General features: G+C 67.8%; 15 protein-coding genes. All 15 read left to right on the top strand.

Going from position 1 to position 20,935, the window contains the following annotated elements:
• Window positions 1–17: 17 nt before the first annotated feature.
• Window positions 18–743 carry a bifunctional nicotinamidase/pyrazinamidase gene (gene pncA / locus G369_RS0133385; RefSeq protein WP_019658422.1) on the top strand — a complete coding sequence of 242 codons (726 nt, stop codon included), beginning with the start codon at window positions 18–20 and terminating at the stop codon, window positions 741–743.
• 55 nt (window positions 744–798) lie between these two features.
• Window positions 799–1,968: an ABC transporter substrate-binding protein gene (locus tag G369_RS0133380; RefSeq protein ID WP_026346846.1), complete on the top strand. Its 1,170-nt coding sequence runs from the start codon at window positions 799–801 to the stop codon at window positions 1,966–1,968.
• Complete coding sequence (locus G369_RS0133375; RefSeq protein ID WP_019658420.1) at window positions 1,946–2,446, top strand: (2Fe-2S)-binding protein; 501 nt, start codon at window positions 1,946–1,948, stop codon at window positions 2,444–2,446. Before G369_RS0133380 ends, G369_RS0133375 begins: the two co-directional genes overlap by 23 nt.
• A 49-nt stretch (window positions 2,447–2,495) precedes the next feature.
• Window positions 2,496–6,248 (top strand): molybdopterin cofactor-binding domain-containing protein, encoded by a 3,753-nt coding sequence (locus G369_RS0133370; protein WP_019658419.1) that lies wholly within the window; start codon window positions 2,496–2,498, stop codon window positions 6,246–6,248.
• Between the two features lie 100 nt (window positions 6,249–6,348).
• Window positions 6,349–7,530 (top strand): fumarylacetoacetate hydrolase family protein, encoded by a 1,182-nt coding sequence (locus tag G369_RS0133365; RefSeq protein ID WP_019658418.1) that lies wholly within the window; start codon window positions 6,349–6,351, stop codon window positions 7,528–7,530.
• A gap of 152 nt (window positions 7,531–7,682) precedes the next feature.
• Window positions 7,683–8,780 (top strand): type VI secretion system protein TssA, encoded by a 1,098-nt coding sequence (gene tssA, locus G369_RS0133360; RefSeq protein WP_019658417.1) that lies wholly within the window; start codon window positions 7,683–7,685, stop codon window positions 8,778–8,780.
• Between the two features lie 81 nt (window positions 8,781–8,861).
• Window positions 8,862–9,431, top strand: coding sequence for a type VI secretion system contractile sheath small subunit (gene tssB, locus G369_RS0133355; RefSeq protein ID WP_019658416.1), 570 nt, complete (start codon window positions 8,862–8,864; stop codon window positions 9,429–9,431).
• A 30-nt stretch (window positions 9,432–9,461) separates the two neighbouring features.
• On the top strand, window positions 9,462–10,970 hold the full coding sequence (gene tssC / locus G369_RS0133350; protein ID WP_019658415.1) for a type VI secretion system contractile sheath large subunit: 1,509 nt from the start codon (window positions 9,462–9,464) through the stop codon (window positions 10,968–10,970).
• Between the two features lie 49 nt (window positions 10,971–11,019).
• Window positions 11,020–11,502 carry an Hcp family type VI secretion system effector gene (locus tag G369_RS0133345; protein ID WP_019658414.1) on the top strand — a complete coding sequence of 161 codons (483 nt, stop codon included), beginning with the start codon at window positions 11,020–11,022 and terminating at the stop codon, window positions 11,500–11,502.
• A gap of 134 nt (window positions 11,503–11,636) precedes the next feature.
• Window positions 11,637–12,497, top strand: coding sequence for a type VI secretion system accessory protein TagJ (locus G369_RS0133340; protein WP_019658413.1), 861 nt, complete (start codon window positions 11,637–11,639; stop codon window positions 12,495–12,497).
• Between the two features lie 11 nt (window positions 12,498–12,508).
• Entirely contained in the window at window positions 12,509–13,036 is a 528-nt protein-coding gene (tssE, locus tag G369_RS0133335; RefSeq protein ID WP_020723435.1) for a type VI secretion system baseplate subunit TssE, read from the top strand.
• Window positions 13,037–13,157: 121 nt separating this feature from the next.
• Window positions 13,158–15,029, top strand: a complete 1,872-nt coding sequence (gene tssF / locus G369_RS0133330) for a type VI secretion system baseplate subunit TssF (RefSeq protein WP_019658411.1) — start codon at window positions 13,158–13,160, stop codon at window positions 15,027–15,029.
• Window positions 15,026–16,273, top strand: a complete 1,248-nt coding sequence (gene tssG, locus G369_RS0133325) for a type VI secretion system baseplate subunit TssG (RefSeq protein ID WP_019658410.1) — start codon at window positions 15,026–15,028, stop codon at window positions 16,271–16,273. The genes tssF and tssG overlap by 4 nt, the downstream gene beginning before the upstream one ends.
• 124 nt (window positions 16,274–16,397) lie before the next feature.
• On the top strand, window positions 16,398–19,139 hold the full coding sequence (tssH, locus tag G369_RS0133320) for a type VI secretion system ATPase TssH (RefSeq protein ID WP_019658409.1): 2,742 nt from the start codon (window positions 16,398–16,400) through the stop codon (window positions 19,137–19,139).
• A gap of 22 nt (window positions 19,140–19,161) precedes the next feature.
• A partial coding sequence (locus tag G369_RS0133315) for a type VI secretion system Vgr family protein (protein WP_019658408.1) occupies window positions 19,162–20,935 on the top strand: 1,774 nt, incomplete at its 3' end.

Below are 20,935 nucleotides of genomic sequence, written 5' to 3'. Positions count from 1 at the left end.
CCCCCGGAGTCCACGCCATGCATCGCAGAACCCTCGTGAAATCCGCCGCCGCCCTCGGGCTGGCCGGTGGCCTCGGCAGTGTCGCCTTCAACGCCTTCGCGGCCGGCAAGATCAAGCCCGGCGCCAAGGCGGCGCTGATCGTGGTCGACGTGCAGAACTGTTTTCTCGACGGCGGCACGCTCGCGGTGAAGGGCGGCAACGAGGTGATCCCGGTGATCAACGCGCTCGCGCCGGCCTTCGAGAACATCGTGGTCACGCAGGACTGGCACACGGCGGGCCATGCATCTTTCGCCAGCACCTACAGCGGCAAGAAGCCCTTCGAGACCACCAAGCTCAGCTACGGCACGCAGGTGCTCTGGCCCGACCATTGCGTGCAGGGCACCGACGACGCGGCGCTCGGCAAGGACCTGAAGGTGCCCACCGCGCAGCTCGTCATCCGCAAGGGCTTCCACAAGGACATGGACAGCTACTCGGCCTTCGAGGAAGCCGACCACAAGACGGCCACGGGCCTGGCCGGCTACCTGAAGGCGCGCGGCATCAAGACCGTGTTCGTCACCGGCCTGGCCACCGACTTCTGCGTGGCCTGGACCGCGATGGATGCGCGCAAGGCCGGCTTCGAGGCCTACGTGATCGAGGACGCCACGCGCGGCATCGACCTCAACGGCTCGCTGGCCGCGGCCTGGAAGCAGATGACGGCCAGGGGCGTCAAGCGCATCCAGTCGGCAGACATCCAGACCGCCTGAGCGCGCATCGCCTCAAGACTCCGAAAGAGCAACAGGAACACGGGACCCACGACGCATGAAGCCCTCGATCTCAAGGCGTGCCATGGTGGCGAGCGCCGCCGCCCTGGCGCTCGGCCCCGGCCTGTTGCGGCCGGCGCGCGCGGACAACGGCACGACCGGCGTGACCGACACCACCATCCGCATCGGCCAGTCGGCCGTGTTCAGCGGACCGGCCAAGGACTTCGGCATCGATTACCGCGCGGGCATCAAGCTCTACTTCGACCGGGTCAACAAGTCGGGCGGCGTGAACGGCCGCAAGATCGAGCTGGTGACCTACGACGACGCGTACGACCCCGCGAAGACGGCCGTGAACACCGCGAAGCTGATCGACGAGGACAAGGTCTTCGCGCTCACCGGCTATGTGGCCACCGGCAATCTCGCGGCGGCGATGCCGCTCGCGGAGAAGGCCGGCGTGCCGATGTTCGCGCCGCTGGTGGGCACCACGTCGTTCCGCACCAAGGTCAACCGCTACCTGTTCCACGTGCGCGCGGGCTACGACCTGGAGCTGCGCAAGATCATCAGCCACCTCTCGACCATCGGCATCCAGTCGATCGCGGTGGTCTACCAGGACAGCGCCTTCGGCAAGTCGAACCTCGCCACCTGCGAGGAGCTCGCGGCCGACTACAAGGTGAAGGTGCTCAAGACCTTCCCGCTGGCCATCGCGGCCGAGGACGCGAAGCAGGTCGTCGCCGGCCTCGCGGAGACGAAGCCGGGCGCGGTCGTGATGATCATGGCCGGGCGGATGGTGGAAGTGTTCATGCGCGACTACCGCGCCAGCGCCGTGGGCTCGCCGCTGTACACGCTGTCGGTCGGCATCACCGATGCGGCCGGTTCGGCCAAGCGGCTCGACGGCAAGCTCGCGGGCCTTGTCACGGCCAGCATCGTGCCGCCGCCGCAGGCGCAGCGCGTGCCCATCGTGGCCGACTACCAGCGCGACCGCGCCGAGTTCGGCGAGAAGATCGACAGCTACACCGCGCTGGAGGGCTACATCGTCGCGCGCGTGATGGTCGAGGGCCTGCGCCGCGCGGGCAAGGCGCTCACGCGCGACAACTTCATCGCGGGCCTGGAGAGCATCGGCAGCACGCGCTTCGGCGACTTCCCCATCGAGTACAGCGCGAAGAATCACAACGGCTCGACCTTCGTCGATCTGGAGATGTACACCCGTGACGGCCAGTTGCGGCGCTGAGCCGCTGCGCCTGCTGGTCAACGGCCGGGCGCAATCGATCGAAGGCGTGCCGCGCGAGGCGACGCTGCTGCACCTGCTGCGAAACGACCTGGGGCTGAACGGCCCCAAGTACGGCTGCGGGCTGGGACAGTGCGGTGCATGCACCGTACACGTCGACGGCGTGGCCGCGCGCTCCTGCGTGATTCCGGCGCACGGCGTGGCGGGACGCGCCATCACCACGCTCGAAGGCCTGGGCTCGCGCGGCAGCTGGCACCCGGTGCAGGCCGCCTTCGAAGAGGCGCAGGCCGCACAGTGCGGCTACTGCCTCAACGGCATGGTGATGCAGGCCGCCGCGCTGCTCGCACGCGATCCGCAGGCGAGCGAGCAGCGCATACGCGCCGAACTGTCGGGCAACCTGTGCCGCTGCGGCACGCACATCGAGATCCTCGACGCGGTGCAACGCGCGGCAGTGCGCATGCGCGAGGAGCTCAACCCATGAGCCGCTGGTCTTGTCTCCTCTCCCGCGAGCAGGAGAGGGAGCAAATGCCATGATGCGCCGCGCAGACCTGCCGCGCACGCGCGCCGAGTTCCTTGCCGCCGCCGGCGTGCTGCTGGTGCTGCGCGAGACCCCGCCGCCGCCGCCCCCGGCCAAAGGCCAGCCTGCCTTCATCGCCAGCAACCCCGCCGAGGGCGACGAGGTGCTGCTCGCCGTGTGGGACGACGGCAGCGCCTCCGCGCTCAACGGACACGTCGACCTGGGCACCGGCATCCAGACGGCGCTCGGCCAGATCGTGGCCGAGGAGCTCGATCTCGGCATGCCCTGCGTGCGCGTGATGCTCGGCGACACCGCGCGCGCGCCCAACCAGGGCGCGACCATCGCCAGCGCGTCGATCCAGATCCATGCGCAGCCGCTGCGGCTCGCGGCCGCGCAGGCGCGCGCATGGCTGCTGGCGCGTGCGGCCGAACGCCTGGGTGTGACCGAGGACGCGCTGCAGGTGCGCAACGGCGTGGTGCGCGTTGCGGAGGCGCCCGACCGGCATGTCAGCTACGCCGACCTCGTCGCGGGCCAGCGCACCGTGCTCAAGCTCGATCCGCAGGCCAGGCCCAAGGACCCGGCCGACTATCGCGTGGTCGGCACGCGCCAGGCGCGCGTCGACATCCCGGCCAAGCTCGCGGGCGAACTCGTCTTCGTGCACGACATGCGCGTGCCCGGCATGCTGCACGGCCGCGTGGTGCGCCCGCCGTACGCGGGTGCGGACCATGGCGACTTCATCGGCAACACGCTGGAATCGGTCGACGAGTCGTCGATCGCACACATTCCCGGCATCCGCGCGGTGGTGGTCATCCGCGACTTCGTCGGCATCGTGGCCGAGCGCGAGGAGCACGCCGAGCAGGCCCTGCGCGAGCTGCGCGTGAAGTGGAAGCCATGGCCCGGCCTGCCCGACCTCGGCGATCTCGCGCAGGCCCTGCGCGACAACCCCTCGACACAGCGGCTGCTGGTCGACGAAGGCGACGTCGACGGCGCCATCGAAGCGGCCGCGCAGCCCATGCACCGCACCTACGTGTGGCCCTACCAGATGCATGCGTCCATCGGCCCGTCGTGCGCGCTGGCCGAATGGCAGCCCGCCGACGGCAGCGGCATGCAACTGCGATGCTGGGCCGGCTCGCAGAACCCGCACGTTCTGCGCGCCGATCTCGCCAGGCTCATGGGCGTGGAGGACGTGCAGGTCGACGTGGTCCGCATGGAGGCTGCCGGCTGCTACGGCCGCAACGGCGCCGACGACGTGGCCGCCGACGCGGCGCTGCTCGCGCGCGCGGCGGGTGCACCGGTGCGCGTGCAGCTCACGCGCGAGCAGGAGCATGCGTGGGAGCCCAAGGGCGCCGCACAGCTCATGGAGATCGACGGCGGGCTCATGGCCGACGGCAGCGTCGCAGCCTACGACTTCGAGACCTCCTACCCGTCGAATGGCGCGCCAACGCTCGCGCTGCTGCTCACGCGCACCATCGAGCCGGTCGCGCAGGCCTTCGAGATGGGCGACCGCACCGCGCGTCCGCCCTACAGCTACGACAACCTGCGCGTGAAGGTCAACGACATGGCGCCGATCGTGCGCGCGTCATGGCTGCGCGGCGTGTCGGCGCTGCCGAGTTCGTTCGCGCACGAGTCGTACATCGACGAGCTGGCGACGGCTGCGGGTTTCGATCCGGTGCAGTTCAGGCTTCGGCACCTGCAGGACCCGCGCGCCGTCGAGCTCGTTCAGGCCACCGTGCAGAAGGCCGGCTGGCGCATGCGCACCGGGCCGCAGGAGAACGCCGATGGCGGACTGGGAGAGGGCGGCGACATCCTCTTCGGCCAGGGCTTCGCCTACGCGAGATACATCCACAGCAAGTGGCCTGGCTTCGGCGCGGCGTGGGCCGCGTGGGTGGCCGACGTGGAGGTCAACCGCAAGACCGGCGAGGTGCACGTGCGCCGCGTGGTGGTGGGGCATGACGCCGGCCTGATGATCAACCCGGCGGGCGTCGAGCACCAGGTGCACGGCAACGTGATCCAGACGACGAGCCGGGCGCTCAAGGAGCAGGTGCAGTTCGCACCGCAACAGCAGCAACAGCAAGGCACGGCGGCGGACGCGCAGCTGCCGGGCGTGCTGCCTTCCGGCGTGGTCGCCAGCCGCGAGTGGGGCAGCTACCCGATCATCAACTTCCGCGAAGTGCCGGTGATCGAGGTGATGCACATGCCGCGGCCCGGCGAGCCGTCGCTGGGTGCGGGCGAGTCTTCTTCGGTGCCGGGCACGGCGGCGATCGCGAACGCGATCTTCGATGCGACCGGCGTGCGCTTCAGGGCACCGCCGTTCACGCCGGAGACGGTGCTCGCGGAGTTGAACCGGGGTCTGCTCCCTCCCCCTCTGGGGGAGGGCGGGGGTGGGGGCATGCGGCGCCCGGATGGCGACGCTGCCGTGCCCCCATCCCGATCTTCCCCCAAAGGGGGAAGGAGCGATGCGCCATGGCCTCGGCGCAAGAGTGTGTGGGCCACCGGCGCGGCGCTGGTCGTCGGCGGCCTCGGCGTCATCGCGGGACTGCTCGGCTGGCGCTCGGCCATCGCGCCGGTGTCGCTCACCGCGCCGGTCTACAGCCAGACCACCATCGAACGCGGCCGTGTGCTCGCCGCGGTGGGCGACTGTGCCGTGTGCCACACCGCGCCCGGCGGCACGGCCAACGCGGGCGGACGCGCCATGGAAACGCCCTTCGGCACGCTCTACACCACCAACCTCACGCCGGACGCGGAGACGGGCCTCGGGCGCTGGTCGTTCAGCGCCTTCCAGCGCGCGATGCGCGAGGGCATTTCGCGCGACGGCCATCACCTGTATCCCGCGTTCCCCTACACCGCCTTCGCCAAGACCAGCGACGACGACCTGCAGGCGCTGTATGCGTACTTCATGTCGCTGCCCGCGGTGCGCGCGGAAACGCCGAAGTCGGAGCTCAAGTTCCCGTTCAGCATCCGGCCGCTGATGGCCGGCTGGAACGCGCTCTTCCACGATCCGTCGCCGATGCAGCCCGTGGCCGCGCAGAGCGCGGAGTGGAACCGCGGCGCATACCTCGTCAACGGCCTGGGGCATTGCGGCGCCTGCCACACGCCACGCAACGCGCTGGGCGCGGAGCAGGGTGGCAGCGCCTTCCTTTCGGGCGCGATGGTCGACGGATGGGAGGCGCCGGCGCTCACGCAGCTGGCGTCGAAGTCGGCGGTGCCGTGGGATGCCGACGAGCTCTATCGCTACCTGCGCCACGGCCATACGCAGCGCCACGGCATCGCGGGCGGGCCGATGGCCGAGGTCGTGCGCGAGCTCGCCCAGGTGCCCGACGAGGACATCCGTGCGATGGCTGCCTATCTCGGCTCGTTCAATCCGAAACCGGCCGCCGATCCCGGCTTGGCGGCGCAGCAGGTCGTGAACGCCGCGGCGCGCACCCAAGGGCAGCTGCTGGGCCCCGCACAGCGCATGTTCGACAGCGCCTGCGCCTCCTGCCACCACGACGGCAACGGCCCCACGCTGCTGGGCGTCAACACTCCGCTCGCGCTCAACAGCAACCTCACCAGCGCGCGGCCCGACAACCTGCTGCGCACCATCCTCGACGGCGTGCGCGAACCCGCGAGCCGCGACATCGGCTTCATGCCGGGCTTCCGCGAGGTGCTCGACGACCGGCAGATCGCCGAACTCGCAGGCTACATGCGCGCTCGCTTCGCGCCGCAGGAGCCGGCGTGGACCGACCTGCCTGCCGAGGTGGCGCGCGTGCGCGCATCGAAGCATTGAGGCCGTAAACCAGGAGGACCGGGCGGCCGCGCAGGCTGTTTTCTTCGGGCGCCGCTACGATTCGACGTAGCAGCCACATTCACCACGGAGACAACCCGCCATGCCGCTCGATCTTTCCACCTCTTCCAGCCTGCCCCGCGACGCCGAACGCGCCACTCTTGTCGGGCGCCTCTGGCAGCCCGGTGTCGGCCCCGTGCTGGTGGCCGTTCACGAAGGTGGCCTGCACGACCTGTCGAAGCTCGCGCCCACCATGAGCGATCTGCTCGAAGGCGAGGAGGCGCCCGCACAGGCCGTTCGCCGTGCATTGCAAGCCGCACCCCGCATCGCATCGCTCGAAGAAGCCCTTGCCAACAGCGACGAGACTGCGCGCGATGCGAGCAGGCCTTGGCTTCTCGCGCCCTGCGACCTGCAGGCCATCAAGGCCAGCGGGGTCACATTCGTTGCAAGCCTGCTCGAACGCGTGATCGAGGAACAGGCGCGAGGCGATGCGTCTAAGGCGGAAGCCACGCGCGCGGCCATCGGCAGCGTGCTCGGCAACAACCTCGCGGACATCGTGCCCGGCTCGCCCGAGGCCATGAAGGTCAAGGAAGTGCTGATCGCGCAGGGCGCGTGGTCGCAGTACCTCGAGGTCGGCATCGGACCGGACGCGGAGATCTTCACCAAGGCACCGGTGCTGTCGGCCGTCGGCACCGGCGCGGATATCGGCATTCATCCGGGCTCGGTGTGGAACAACCCCGAGCCGGAGGTGGTGCTCGCCGTCAACAGCCGCGGCGAAACCTGGGGCGCGGCGCTGGGCAACGATGTCAACCTTCGTGACTTCGAAGGCCGCAGCGCGCTGCTGCTCGGCAAGGCGAAGGACAACAACGCATCCTGCGCGATCGGTCCGTTCATCCGCCTCTTCGACGAGCACTTCGGCATCGCCGACGTGCGGCGCATCACCGTCGAACTGGAAGTGACGGGGCCGGAGGGCTTCACGCTCGAGGGATCGAGTTCGCTGTCGAAGATCAGCCGCGATCCGCTCGACCTCGTGGCCCAAACAGTAGGAAAAAATCACGGTTACCCCGACGGATTCATGTTGTTTCTCGGAACGATGTTCGCGCCGACACAAGATCGTCATGGGCCGGGACAAGGATTCACCCATGTCGTGGGAGACCGCGTGCGCATTGCCGCACCGGAACTCGGCGCGCTGGTGAATCGCGTGGTACACGCGGACAAGGCGCCGATGTGGACTTTTGGTATCAGTGCGTTGATGCGCAATTTGGCTGCTCGCGATTTGCTTTGAACGACGTGTAGTCGTTCTGTTTGAATTTCAAAAGAGGTTGTACTTCTTAGTAATTCATACGCGTCGTGTTGCAATCTGTTGCTGTTGACCGCATCACTTGTTCCCCTCAAGATTGCTGTTGTTAGGAAACGTTTGAACAAGGGGAGCAGAGGTTGGCGCAGACCGAGATCGATCTATTGCAGGAGCCTGTAGAAGGCCCGCTACCTTGCGGTGAAGACCTGGAGTACGACCCCGATTTCATGGCGTTGCACCAGGCGACAGCGGGCAAGCGCGAGCAGCAGTTCGGCTCGACGATCATTCCCGCCGAACCTCCCGACTGGGCCCGCGTGGAGCGCATCGCGAAGCAGCTTTGCATGCGGACGCGCGACCTGCGCGTGCTGGTGCCTCTCACGCTGGCGTGGACCGAGAGCCGCGGCCTGCCCGGTTATGTGGAAGGCCTGCAGCTCGTCGACGTTGTGCTTCAGAAATTCTGGGACGACGTGCATCCGCGCGTTGTCGACGACGGCTTCGAGGATCCTCTGCCACGCATGAATGCGCTGGCCGCACTGGCCGAAGCCGAGGGACTCGGACGCAGCGTGCGCGACGCGCGCCTGCTCGATGAAAGCGGCGCATCGATGACCCTGCGCCAGGTCGAGGCCTTGCTCGATTCGAGCAAGACCGACCATCAGATCGACTACCCGGGCGGTATCGGCCGGCTGAAGGATGCAGTGCGGCGCGCGCAGGAAAAGGCGGCACCGCCGGTGGTGGCGTTGCGCGCGGCACTGGAGCTGCTGCAGCGCATCCGTGAGACCTGCGAGCGCGCGCTCGGCCAGAGCTGGGCGCCCGACTTCTCGCGTCTCGAGCGTTCGCTGCGCACCGTGGCGCAGCTGCTGCCGGAGCAGCCGCAGACACCGACGGCGGCAGCCGGCGAAGCTCCTGCGGCCGCCGATGTGCAGCACGGGGGAGTGAGCGCGGCAGTGGCGAATGGCGCTGTGGGCGGTACTGCAGCAAATAGCGGTACCGGCCTACGTCAAGTACTTATTAAGGATATTGAAATATCGAGCCGTGAAGATGTGCAGGTATTGCTCGAGAAGGCTTGCCAGTTCATGGAGCGCACGGAGCCCAGCCATCCGGCGCCCATGCTCATACGCAGAGCGCAGCGGCTGATGGAGCTCAACTTCTTCCAGATCATCGAAGAACTCGTGCCAGAGGGATTGCAAAAGATAGAAAGCCTTGCAGGACGTCCGTTGAACGGGAGCAGCGCGGAGTAACGAGGCGAAGGCCGTTGCGGGCCTCGCGAGCCGGCCGGCCCGGGTCGCGCCCACACGCATTACAGATTCAAGAGGAAGCTTATGGCAGACAACCGTGTCAGAAACAGTGGTCAGAAGTTCATTGCGCGCAATCGCGCACCGCGTGTGCAGATCGAGTACGACGTCGAGATCTACGGCAGCGAACGCAAGATCCAGCTGCCCTTCGTGATGGGCGTCATCGCCGATCTCGCGGGCAAACAGGTCGACCCCATGCCCGATCTCGCCGAGCGCGAGTTCATGCCCGTGGACATCGACAACTTCGACGACCGCATGAAGGCCATCAAGCCGCGCGTCGCCTTCCAGGTGCCCAACACGCTCACCGGCGACGGGCAGATGAACGTGGACATCACGTTCGAGAGCATGGACGACTTCTCGCCCGCGCGCATCGCCCGCCAGGTCGGTGCGCTGCAGCAGCTGCTCGAGGCGCGCACCGAGCTGTCGAACCTGCTTTCGTACATGGACGGCAAGAACGGTGCCGAACAGCTGATCGCGCAGGCACTGCAGAACCCCGCACTCCTGAAGTCACTGGCTTCGGCGCCCAACCCGGCCGTTGCCAAGGCGGTGGAAGCCGCGAATGAAAAGGCCGGCAATCCCGGTACGTCTTCCGAGTAAGCGCGAGCAGCAGCAAGGACCGCCATCATCATGAGCACCGCACCGAAACAGACCACCGCGCGCGCACCGGCCTCCGTCGAGACGCTGGAGCCGAACGAGTTCTCGAACCTGCTGCAGCGCGAGTTCAAGCCCAAGACCGACCAGGCCCGAGAGGCGGTGGAGAACGCCGTAAAGACGCTGGCCGTGCAGGCGCTGGAGAGCACCGTCACCGTCTCCAACGATGCCTATCGCACCGTCCAGGCCATCATCACCGAGATCGACCGCAAGCTCTCCGAGCAGATCAACCAGATCCTGCATCACGAGGAGTTCCAGCAGCTCGAAGGCGCATGGCGCGGGCTGCACTATCTGGTCAACAACACCGAGACCGACGAACAGCTCAAGATCCGCGTGATGTGCGCATCGAAGCGCGAGGTCGCGCGCTCGCTCAAGCGCCACAAGGGCATCGGCTGGGACCAGAGCCCGCTGTTCAAGAAGATCTACGAAGCCGAGTACGGCCAGTTCGGTGGCGAGCCCTTCGGCGCGCTGATCGGCGACTTCCACTTCGACCACAGCCCGCCCGACGTCGAGATGCTGGGCGAGATGGCCAAGATCGCCGCGGCGGCGCACTGCCCGTTCATCGCGGGCGCATCGCCCACTGTGATGCAGATGGACTCGTGGCAGGAACTGTCGAATCCGCGCGACCTGACCAAGATCTTCCAGAACACCGAGCACACCGCGTGGCGTTCGCTGCGCGATTCGGAAGACGCGCGCTACATCGGCCTGGCCATGCCGCGTTTCCTCGCGCGTCTGCCCTACGGCGCGCGCACCAACCCGGTCGACGAGTTCGAGTTCGAGGAAGAGACCGACTCGGCGGCGCACAACCGCTACACCTGGGCCAACTCGGCCTACGCGATGGGCGTGAACATCAACCGCTCGTTCAAGCAGTACGGCTGGTGCACCTCGATCCGCGGCGTCGAATCGGGCGGCGCGGTCGAGAACCTGCCCACGCACACATTCCCGACCGACGACGGCGGCGTGGACATGAAGTGCCCGACCGAGATCGCGATCAGCGACCGCCGCGAGGCCGAGCTCGCCAAGAACGGCTTCATGCCGCTGGTGCACCGCAAGAACTCCGACTTCGCGGCCTTCATCGGCGCGCAGTCGCTCCAGCTGCCGGCCGAGTACTACGACGCCGACGCCACGGCCAACGCGAACTTGGCGGCACGTCTGCCGTACCTGTTCGCATGCTGCCGCTTTGCGCACTACCTGAAGTGCATCGTGCGGGACAAGATCGGTTCGTTCCGCGAGCGCGAGGACATGGAGCGCTGGCTCAACGACTGGATCATGAACTACGTCGACGGCAGCCCTGGCACCTCTTCGCAGGACACCAAGGCGATGAAGCCGCTGGCGGCGGCGGAAGTCCAGGTGGAAGCCATCGAGGACAACCCCGGCTACTACGCCGCCAAGTTTTTTCTCCGGCCGCACTATCAGCTCGAAGGGCTGACGGTGTCGTTGCGGCTGGTTTCGAAGCTGCCATCCAACAAGAAGGACAGCAGCTAATTCAACGGCGTTCCGGAATCGGGCGCAAATAACTCTGGGGGTTTAAATCATGGCAGTAGACATGTTCATGCGCGTTGAAGGCGCGAACGGCGAATCGAAGGACTCGAACCACAAGGAGTGGACGGACATCAAGTCGTTTGCGTGGGGTGCAACGCAGCCTGGAAACATGGTCAGCGGTGGCGGCGGCGGCGTCGGCAAGGCCAGCTTCAACGACCTGCAGGTGCTGGCGCGCATCGACAAGGCGGCACCGTCGGTGCTGAAGAACTGCGCGAGCGGCAAGCACCTGAGCAAGGTGGAAGTGTCGGTGTGCAAGGCCGGCGGCTCGCAGATCGAATACACCCGCGTCACGCTCGAGGAAGTGCTGGTCACCTCGGTGCAGTACACGGCCGAGCAGGGCTCGGACGCCGTGTTCGTGCAATACGCCTTCCAGGCCGCCAAGGTGAAGCAGCAGTACTGGGAACAGACCGACAAGGGCGGCAAGGGTGCCGAGACGGTTCTGGCCTGGAACATCAAGGAAAACAAGGAAGCCTGATTTCCTTTTCCCGATGCGCGGCCGGCCTCTCGGGCCGGCCGCGACGTTTTTCCCGACGGCCGCCACGGCCGTCCTTCGCACAGCGGCCTTCTCGACGATCGCGCCGCGTGCCAGCCAGTCAGCGAGGAAGCTTCATGGGTGATGGGTTTGCAGTGCTGGGCGATCGCTCAGTGGCCGAGCACACCGAATGGGTACAGCGGCAGATCCGCTCCAATCCCCAGAACGCAGGCCTGCGCCTGGCCTTGTGCCACTTCCTGGCATTGCGTGGAGAGTGGCAGCGGGCCGAAGACCAGCTCAAGCTCGCCACCAAGCTCGATCCCACCTTCACGCCCGCCAGCGTCACGTGCTCGATGGCGCTTTCGGGCGAACGCCACCGCAGCGACTTCTGGTCGGGCGGACGTGCGCCGGCCATCGTCGGCGGCAACGCCGAATGGGTCGAGCAACTGATTGCAGCGGCCACGCTGCCGGCCGATCGCGCCGAAGAGGCTGCGGCACTGCGCGAGAGCGCGCGGCAGGCCGCACCCGCGCTGCATGGCAAGATCACCAGCGTGGACCGCACCGATTCCCGCGCCGTTCAGGCCCTCGATGGCGAGCCGGTGCAGAACAGCGAGTTCGACTGGCTCTGCGACGGCGACGTCCGCATCGGCCCCGTGTTCGAACTGCTCACTCCTTCCGGCTATGCCTGGCTGCCGCTGACGCAGGTGCGCCGCGCCAAGTTCTCGCGGCCGCAGCATCTGGTCGACCTGCTGTGGGCTCCCACCGAATTCGAGCTGCATGACGGTCGCGCGCTCAATGGCCTGGTGCCCGTGCGCTACCCGGGCCGGCTAGAAGGCCTCGACGACGAGGCCGCACTGGGCCGCCGCACCGACTGGCTGCCCCTGGCCGGCGAAGAACAGTACGCGGGCCTGGGCCAGCGCACCCTGATCAGCGAGGCAGGCGACCATTCGCTGCTCGACCTGCGGCTGATCGAGTTCTCGCGAGAGGGCGCCGCCTGATGAGTGCAATGATGGACGCCGACGGCGACCAGCAGGAAAGCGTCGCACGCGACCGCCTGCAGCCGGTGTTGCTGGACCGCCTTACCGACAAGGCGCCGCAGGTCCGGCAGGAGCGCGCGGGTTCCTTCCTCATGAGCGGCAGGCTGCTGCGCGACTCGGTGCTGCGCGACCTGCAGTGGCTGCTCAACACCACCAACTTCGGCGCGGACCACGACATCAACACCATGCCCCGCGCGCGTCGCTCGGTCGTGAACTTCGGCGTTCGCGGCTGGGCCGGCGGGCGCATGTCGGAGGTCGACTTCGCGGACGTCGAAGCGGCCATCCGCGCAGCCATCATCGACTTCGAGCCGCGCATCATGAAGGACAGCATCGACGTTCGCTGCGTGACCGACGCCACCGAGCTCGAACACCACAACCTGCTCGCGCTGGAGATCCGCGGCACGCTGTGGTCGGTGCCGTACCCCATCGAATTCATCCTGCGTTCCGAGCTCGACCTGGAAAGCGGGCACATGGTGCTGCGGCCGACGGGAGGACTCTGATGAAGGAATTCTCTTGCCGTGGAACACCGCGGAACCGGCTTTGCCGGGCCGCTGGTGTTGCCCCCTGCAAGGGGGTTGGCGAAGCGACACGAAGTGCGCGAAGCCTGGGGGTTAGCCTCTGATGGATGCCCGGCTTCTCGACTACTACAACCGCGAGCTCACCTACATGCACGAGCTCGGGGCCGAGTTCGCGCAGCGCTATCCGAAGATCGCGGGGCGCCTGGGCATGCGCGGCATCGAGGTCAGCGACCCCTACGTGGAGCGGCTGCTCGAAGGCTTCAGCTTTCTCACCGCGCGCATCCAGCTCAAGATGGATGCCGAGTTCCCGCGCTTCTCGCAGCGACTGCTCGAAGTGGTGTACCCCAACTTCCTCGCGCCGCTGCCCGCCATGGCCGTGGTTCAGATCGACGGCAACCTCAACGAAGGGTCGCTGAAGGCAGGCTACGAGCTGCCGCGTCACACCATCCTGCGCGGGCGCATGATCAAGGGCGAACAGACGGCCTGCGAATTCCGCACCGGCCATGCCGTCACGCTGTGGCCGATCCGCATCGCCGAAGCCGGCATCGGCCCGGTGCCTGCCGAGATCGCGCATGCGATGCCCGCGGTCGCGCGGCAGGCGAAGAGCGCCATCACCATCAAGCTGGAGGCGGTGGGCGGCGCGCGCTTCGCCGACATGCCGCTGGACCGGCTCGAATTCTTCCTTTCCGGCGCCGAGCTGCATGCCCTGCGCGTGCTCGAACTCGCGGTGCACCACAGTGTCGGCGTGGTGTGCCGAAGCGGTCCTGGCACCGCGGCGCGGATCGTGCCGCTGGGCGACGAAGCCATCAGGCACGAGGGCTTCGAGCCCGACCAGTCGCTGCTGCCCTACGACGCGCGCTCGTTCCAGGGCTACCGCCTGCTGCACGAGTACTTCGCCTTCCCCGACCGCTACCTGTTCTTCAGCATCAACAAGATGCGCGCGGCGGCAGCAGCGATGAGCGGCACCACGATGGAGATCGTGATCCTGCTCGACCGTGCCGATGCCGACCTCGAAAGGCTGGTGGACGCCAAGCACTTCTCGCTGTTCTGCACGCCCATCATCAACCTCGTGCCGCGCCGCAGCGACCGCATTCCGGTGGGACCGGGCCAGCACGAGCACCATGCGGTGATCGACCGCACGCGGCCGCGCGATTTCGAGATATTCACCGTCGAGCGTGTCACCGGCCACATGGCCAACGGCTCCGAGGAGCGCGAGTTCAGGCCCTTCCTCGGCTCCTTCGCGGCCGACGACGGCGACTTCGGCGCTTACTTCTCGCTGCGCCGCGAGCCGCGCCTCGTGTCCGACCGGGCGCGCGCCCAGGGCACGCGCACCAGCTACACCGGCAGCGAGATCTACGTGTCGCTCGTCGACCAGCACGACGCGCCGTTCCCGCACAGCCTGCGCCACATCACGCTCGACGCGCTGTGCACCAACCGCGACCTGCCGCTGCTGCTGCCGACGGGGCTCGAATCGGACTTCACGCTGCGCGTGTCCGCGCCCGTGCGCTCCATCCGCATCCTGCGCGGGCCTTCGCGGCCGTACCCCGCGCTGGCCGAAGGCGCGCTCACGTGGCGCCTCATCAGCCATCTCGGCCTCAACTACCTGAGCCTCACCGACGTCGATCCCGCACAGGGCGCGGCAGCGCTGCGCGAGATGCTCGACCTGTACGGCAACCTCGCCGATCCCGCGGTGCGACGCCAGATACAGGGCGTGCGCTCGATGGCGCTGGCGCCGGTGTTCCGTCGCCTGCCCGAGCCCGGGCCGATCGTGTTCGGGCGCGGCGTGGAGATCGCGCTCAAGATCGACGAGGTCGCATTCTCGGGCGCGAGCCCGTATCTCTTCGGCGCGGTGCTCGAGCAGTTCTTCAGCCGCCACGTGTCGCTCAATGCGTTCACCGAATTCGCGTTGACCAGCCTTCAGCGTGGCGAGATCGCGCGCTGGACTCCGCGCGTGGGACGCCGCCCCGCCGTATGAGCGACATCGGCATCACCGACGCGGTGCAGCAGCACCAGGAGCCGCAGCAGGCCGTGCCGGCCGAGCTTGCGCAGGGCGAGGTGATGCACACGGTGGAGGCCGCCGACCGTGAAGAAGCCGTGCCGCCTGCGGCGCGCGCCGGCTCGGCGCCCGCACGCGGCATCGAACAGGCCGATCCGGTGCTCTGGGCCAGGCTGCTCGAGCAACCCTTCGAGCACGACCTCTTCATGCTGCTGCGCCGCCTCGACGCGCAGGACGACCACCCGCTGCTGGGCCGCGCGCCGCGCCCGACCGACGAGCCGCTGCGCCTCGGGCAGGAGCCCTCGATGGCCTTCGCGCCCTCGAACGTGTCGGGCGTCGAGGCCGCTGGCGACGGGCCGCCGCGCATCTCGATCTACGGTTTCGGCCTGTTCGGCCCCAACGGCCCGCTGCCGCTGCACCTGACGGAGTACGCGCGCGAGCGCAAGCGGCACCACGCCGACAACACCATCAGCGCGTTCGCCGACCTGTTCCATCATCGGCTCATCCTGCTGTTCTACCGGGCCTGGGCCGACGCGCAGTCGGTCAACAGCCTCGACCGCACCGACGGCCATCGCTTCGTCGACTACGTCGCCAGCCTCATGAACATGGGGCAGCCCGGCCTCAAGGGGCGTGACCGCATCGCCGACCATGCGCGCACCTTCATGGCGGGCCACCTCGTGCGCCAGACGCGCAACCCCGAGGGGCTGATCCAGATCCTGCGGCTGTACTTCGACGTGCCGGTGCGCGTCGACGAGTTCGTGAGCGACTGGGTGATGATCGACGAGCGCCAGGTCAGCCGCATCGGCCAGCTCGGGCGCAACCACAGGCTCGGCGGCGGCGCCACCATCGGCCTGGCGGTGCGCGACGCTCAAAGCAAGTTCCGCCTCGAGCTCGGGCCACTCTCGCAGGAGCAGTACCGAGAGTTCCTTCCCGGCAGCAAGCGGCTGCAGCAGGTGGTCGACTGGGTGCGGCAGTACGTCGGCATCGAGTTCGCCTGGGAGCTGCGGCTGGTGCTCAGGAAAGAGGATGCGCACGGCATGCGGCTCAACAGCAACCAGCGACTGGGCTGGGGCAGCTGGCTGGGCACGCGCATGTCCGACACCGACGCCGGCGACATGCTGTTCCAGCCCGAGGCACTGTTTTCCCGTTCCGCATCGGCGGCTTCTTCCGATGCATCCCTTACCCGGTCTTCCGCGACCTCGCGCGAGACGCCCACGACATGACCACCTCACGGTCTTTTCGGGAAGCACCGTGGAACCGGCTCTGCCGGGCCACCGGTGTTGCCCCCTGCAAGGGGGGCGGCGTAGCGACACGAAGTGCGCGAAGACTGGGGGTTAGCTTAGTTCCATGACCGACATCCGCCGCGTCTCTCTGTTCTCCAAGTTGAATCCGATGCTCTACAAGGCATTGGAGACCGCCACCGCCTTCGCCAAGCTGCGCGGCAATGCCTACGTCGAGCTGGTGCACTGGCTCCATCAGATCCTGCAGCAGCAGGACAGCGACTTGCTGCGCATCATCAAGCGCGCGGGGCTGAACCTCGATGCCGTCGAGCAGGACCTCGTGCGCGCCCTCGACAGGCTGCCGCACGGCGCCACCTCGATCAGCGACATCTCGGAGCACGTCGACAATGCCGTCGAGCGCGCATGGGTCTATGCGAGCCTGCGCTTCGAGGCCACCTCGATCCGCGGCGCCTATTTGCTTGCGGGCATCATCAAGACGCCGGGGCTGCGGCAGGTGCTCTCTGGCATCTCGCGGGAGTTCGACAAGATCGTGCCTGACGTGCTGGTAGCGCAGCTGGCCCCGTGGACCGAGGGATCGCCCGAGGACGACTTCGACGCCGCCGAGGCCAGCGCCGCAGGCGGCGCACCGGCCCTGGCACATCACCAGGGCGACGGCCCCGCGGCCGGTGGCTCGGCGCTCGCCAAGTACGCGAGCGACCTTACCGCCAAGGCGCGCGCGGGCGAGCTCGATCCGGTCTACGGCCGCGACGACGAGATCCGCCAGATCATCGACATCCTCATGCGCCGCCGCCAGAACAACCCGCTGCTGACCGGCGAGGCCGGCGTCGGCAAGACGGCGGTGGTCGAAGGCCTGGCTTCGCGCCTCGCCGCGGGCGATGTGCCGCCTTCGCTGAAGGACGTGTCGCTGTGGGTGCTCGACCCCACGCTGCTGCAGGCCGGCGCGGGTGTGAAGGGCGAGTTCGAGCAGCGGCTGCGGCAGGTGATCGACGAAGTCGAGAAGAGTCCGAAGCCGATCGTGCTCTTCGTCGACGAGGTGCACACGCTGGTCGGTGCAGGCGGCCAGGCTGGCACCGGCGACGCGGCCAACCTGCTCAAGCCTGCGCTTGCACGCGGTCGGCTGCGCACCATCGGCGCGACCACCTGGTCGGAGTACAAGAAGTACATCGAGAAGGACCCGGCGCTCACGCGGCGCTTCCAGACCATCCAGGTGCACGAGCCCACCGAGCCCAAGGCGGTGCTGATGCTGCGCGGCATCTCGGCCGAGCTCGAGAAGCACCACGGCGTGCTCATCCTCGACGCCGCGCTCGAGGCGGCCGTCAGCCTGTCGCACCGCTACATCCCCGCGCGCCAGCTGCCCGACAAGGCGGTGAGCCTGCTCGACACCGCATGCGCGCGCGTCGCGCTGAGCCAGCATGCACTGCCGGCTGCCATCGAGGACCTGCAGCGCCGCATCGAGGTGCTCGGTATCGAATCGGGCATCGCGGAGCGCGAGGCTGCGATCGGCGTGGGCGAGCCGCAGCGCGTCGAAGACATCGCGGCGCAGGTCGCGCAGGCGAAGGCAGAGCTCGAGGTGCTCGAGAAGCGGCGCGTGGAAGAAAGCGCGCTGGTCGAGCGCATCGTCGCGCTGCGCAAGCAGCTTTCGCCGGCAGCGGTGCCCCAGGCGCAGGCCGGGGCATCGGAAGCCGAGGACGCTGAGGCAACGGCGAACGTCGACGTCGATCCCGACGCACCTTCCGCCGAACCCCAGCGCACGCCCGACGAGATCCGCGCCGAACTCAACGAGGCACAGGACAAGCTCTCGCAGCTGCAGGGCGAATCGCCGCTCATCCTCGCGGCCGTCGACGCACAGGCCGTCGCGACCGTGGTGGCCGACTGGACCGGCATTCCCATCGGCCGGATGGTTCGCGACGACGCGCAGTCGGTGCTCAGGCTCGGCGAGATCCTCTCGGCGCGCGTGGTCGCGCAGCCCGATGCGCTGGAGACCATCTCGCGCCGCATCCGCACCGCGCGCGCGCGGCTGGACAACCCCAACAAGCCCGTCGGCGTGTTCCTGCTCTGCGGTCCTTCGGGCGTGGGCAAGACCGAGACGGCGCTGGCGCTGTCCGAGGCGCTGTACGGCGGCGAGCAGAACCTCGTCACCATCAACATGAGCGAGTTCCAGGAGTCGCACACCGTCTCGACGCTGAAGGGCGCTCCGCCCGGCTACGTGGGCTACGGCGAAGGCGGCGTGCTGACCGAGGCCGTGCGCCGCCGGCCCTACAGCGTGGTGCTGCTCGACGAGATCGAGAAGGCGCACACCGACGTGCACGAGATCTTCTTCCAGGTCTTCGACAAGGGCTGGATGGAAGATGGCGAAGGCCGCCACATCGACTTCCGCAACACCGTGATCATCATGACCTCCAACGTCGGCACCGACCTGGTCATGCAGCTGTGCGAAGACCCGACCCTGCGCCCCGACCCCGAACCGCTGGCCGCCGCGCTGCGCGAACCGCTGCTGAAGGTGTTCGCGCCCGCGTTGCTGGGCCGGCTGGTTGTAGTGCCTTATTACCCGTTGCACGCGGAGGCGTTGCACCGCATCATCCGACTGCAGCTCGATCGCATCGCGACGCGCCTGCAGGCGAACCACGGCATCGCACTGGCCTACGACGACAGCGCCGTCGAACTCGTCGCACGCCGCTGCACCGCCATCGAATCGGGCGGCCGGATGATCGACGCGATCCTCACGCACACGATCCTTCCGAGGCTGAGCGAGGAAGTCATCGGGGCCACGGTCAGTGCGCGCAAGCTTGCGGGCGTGCAGCTCAGCGCCGCGGACGACGACTTCCGCTACGAGTTTTCCGAAGCGTAAAAAATAGAAGGAGACAACCCCCATGGTCAGAGTCGTTCGAGCCCACACGCCGCTGGGCGAGAGCCAGCTGGTGTTCCGCTCGATGCGGGGCACGGAGGGTTTGTCGCAGCTGTTCGAATTCGAGGTGGACCTGCTGAGTCCGAGCGCGTCGCTGGATCTGAAGTCGATGCTGGGCAAGCCGCTGACGCTGGAGATCCAGACTGCGGGCAGCGGGCCGAGGTACCTCAACGGGCAGGTGATGCGCTTCTCGATGATCGGGCGGGAGGGCGATACGGAACGCCACACGGTGTACCGGGCCAGCGTGCGGCCGTGGCTGTGGTACCTCACGCGCTCGAGCGACAACAAGATCTTCCAGGACAAGAGCGTGGTGGAGATCCTGGAGGAGGTGTTCGGCGACTACGGCTTCGCGTTCGAGAAGCAGCTCTCTGGCAGCTATCGCAGCTGGGAATACTGCGTGCAGTACAACGAGAGTGACTACGCCTTCGTGAGCCGGCTGATGGAGCTGGAGGGCATCTACTACTGGTTCAGGCACGAGAAGGACCAGCACACGCTGGTGCTGTCCGACGACATCGGTGCGCACGAGGCGACGCCCGGGTACGAGACCATCGACTACTTCGCGTCCGACCGTGACATCACCGAGGACATGGAAGTCATCCGGGAGTGGCAGCCCAGCGAGGAAGTGCGCTCGGGCAGCTACACGGTGGACGACTTCAACTTCACCACGCCCAAGGGCGACCTGATCAACGTGCGCAGCCAGCCCCGGGGGCACGACAACGCCGACTACGAGGTGTACGAGTGGCTGGGCGACTACCCGGCCGCGGGAGACGGCGAGCACTACGCGAAGGTGAGGCTGGAGGAGGCGCAGTCGCTGGCGCAGCGCAGCAGCGGGCACTCGACCGTGCGGGGGATGGCGCCGGGCTACAAGTTCACGATGCGCAACTCGCCGAGGTCGGACGACAACCAGGAGTACCTGGCGGTGTCGGTGTCGTACGCGCTGCGCGAGGGGGGGTATGCCACGGGCTCGGAGCGCGGCACCTACGACTTCGACTTCGTGGTGCAGCCCACGGCGCTGGCGTTCAGGGCGCCCAGGCAGACGCCGGTGCCGCGCACCAGCGGTCCGCAGACGGCGACGGTCGTCGGTCCGCAGGGCGAGGAGATCTGGACCGACCAGTACGGGCGGGTGAAGGTGCAGTTCCACTGGGACCGGTATGGGCAGCGCAACGAGAACAGCTCGCGCTTCGTGCGGGTGTCGCACATCTGGGCGGGTGAGAGGTTCGGGGGCGTGTTCACGCCGCGCATCGGTCAGGAGGTGATCGTCGACTTCATCGGCGGGCGGCCGGACCGGCCGGTGATCGTTGGGCGTGTGTACAACGCGGACCAGATGCCGCCGTTCGCGCTGCCCGGGGAGGCGACCAAGAGCGGGATCGTCACGCGGTCGTCGAAGGGTGGCTCGGAGGCGACGGCCAATGCCTTGGTGTTCGAGGACAAGATGGGCGCGGAGCAGATCCTGGTGCACGCGCAGCGCAACCTGGACGTGGAGGTGGAGGGTGACGAGACGCACACGACCGAGAAGACGCGCACGACGCTGATCAAGGGTCACGAGTCGGCGACGTACGAGTCTGGCGAGGAGCGGCACATCACGCAGGGTGCGGTGGAGACGATCGACGGGGGCGAGGAGCGCACGGTGACGGGCGGTGCGACGGAGACGGTGACCGACGGGGAGACGCGCACGATCACGGGTGGGGCGACGGAGACGATCAGCGGGGGGGAGACGCGGGTGGTCAATGGCGGCATCG

Source organism: Variovorax atrisoli 110B (genome assembly GCF_000382045.1).
In the GTDB taxonomy this organism is placed as follows: Bacteria; Pseudomonadota; Gammaproteobacteria; order Burkholderiales; family Burkholderiaceae_C; genus Variovorax; species Variovorax atrisoli.
Note: the sequence above shows the minus strand (reverse complement) of the source record. Positions and strands in the feature narration are given on the sequence as shown.

Excerpts from the sequence above, each read along its gene's own strand:
- G369_RS0133370 (WP_019658419.1), top strand. The coding sequence starts at position 2,496 with ATGATGCGCCGCGCAGACCTGCCGCGCACGCGCGCCGAGTTCCTTGCC.
- G369_RS0133345 (WP_019658414.1), top strand. The coding sequence starts at position 11,020 with ATGGCAGTAGACATGTTCATGCGCGTTGAAGGCGCGAACGGCGAATCG.
- G369_RS0133365 (WP_019658418.1), top strand. The coding sequence starts at position 6,349 with ATGCCGCTCGATCTTTCCACCTCTTCCAGCCTGCCCCGCGACGCCGAA.
- tssF (WP_019658411.1), top strand. The coding sequence starts at position 13,158 with ATGGATGCCCGGCTTCTCGACTACTACAACCGCGAGCTCACCTACATG.
- pncA (WP_019658422.1), top strand. The coding sequence starts at position 18 with ATGCATCGCAGAACCCTCGTGAAATCCGCCGCCGCCCTCGGGCTGGCC.
- tssH (WP_019658409.1), top strand. The coding sequence starts at position 16,398 with ATGACCGACATCCGCCGCGTCTCTCTGTTCTCCAAGTTGAATCCGATG.
- G369_RS0133340 (WP_019658413.1), top strand. The coding sequence starts at position 11,637 with ATGGGTGATGGGTTTGCAGTGCTGGGCGATCGCTCAGTGGCCGAGCAC.
- G369_RS0133380 (WP_026346846.1), top strand. The coding sequence starts at position 799 with ATGAAGCCCTCGATCTCAAGGCGTGCCATGGTGGCGAGCGCCGCCGCC.
- tssB (WP_019658416.1), top strand. The coding sequence starts at position 8,862 with ATGGCAGACAACCGTGTCAGAAACAGTGGTCAGAAGTTCATTGCGCGC.
- tssC (WP_019658415.1), top strand. The coding sequence starts at position 9,462 with ATGAGCACCGCACCGAAACAGACCACCGCGCGCGCACCGGCCTCCGTC.
- tssG (WP_019658410.1), top strand. The coding sequence starts at position 15,026 with ATGAGCGACATCGGCATCACCGACGCGGTGCAGCAGCACCAGGAGCCG.
- tssE (WP_020723435.1), top strand. The coding sequence starts at position 12,509 with ATGGACGCCGACGGCGACCAGCAGGAAAGCGTCGCACGCGACCGCCTG.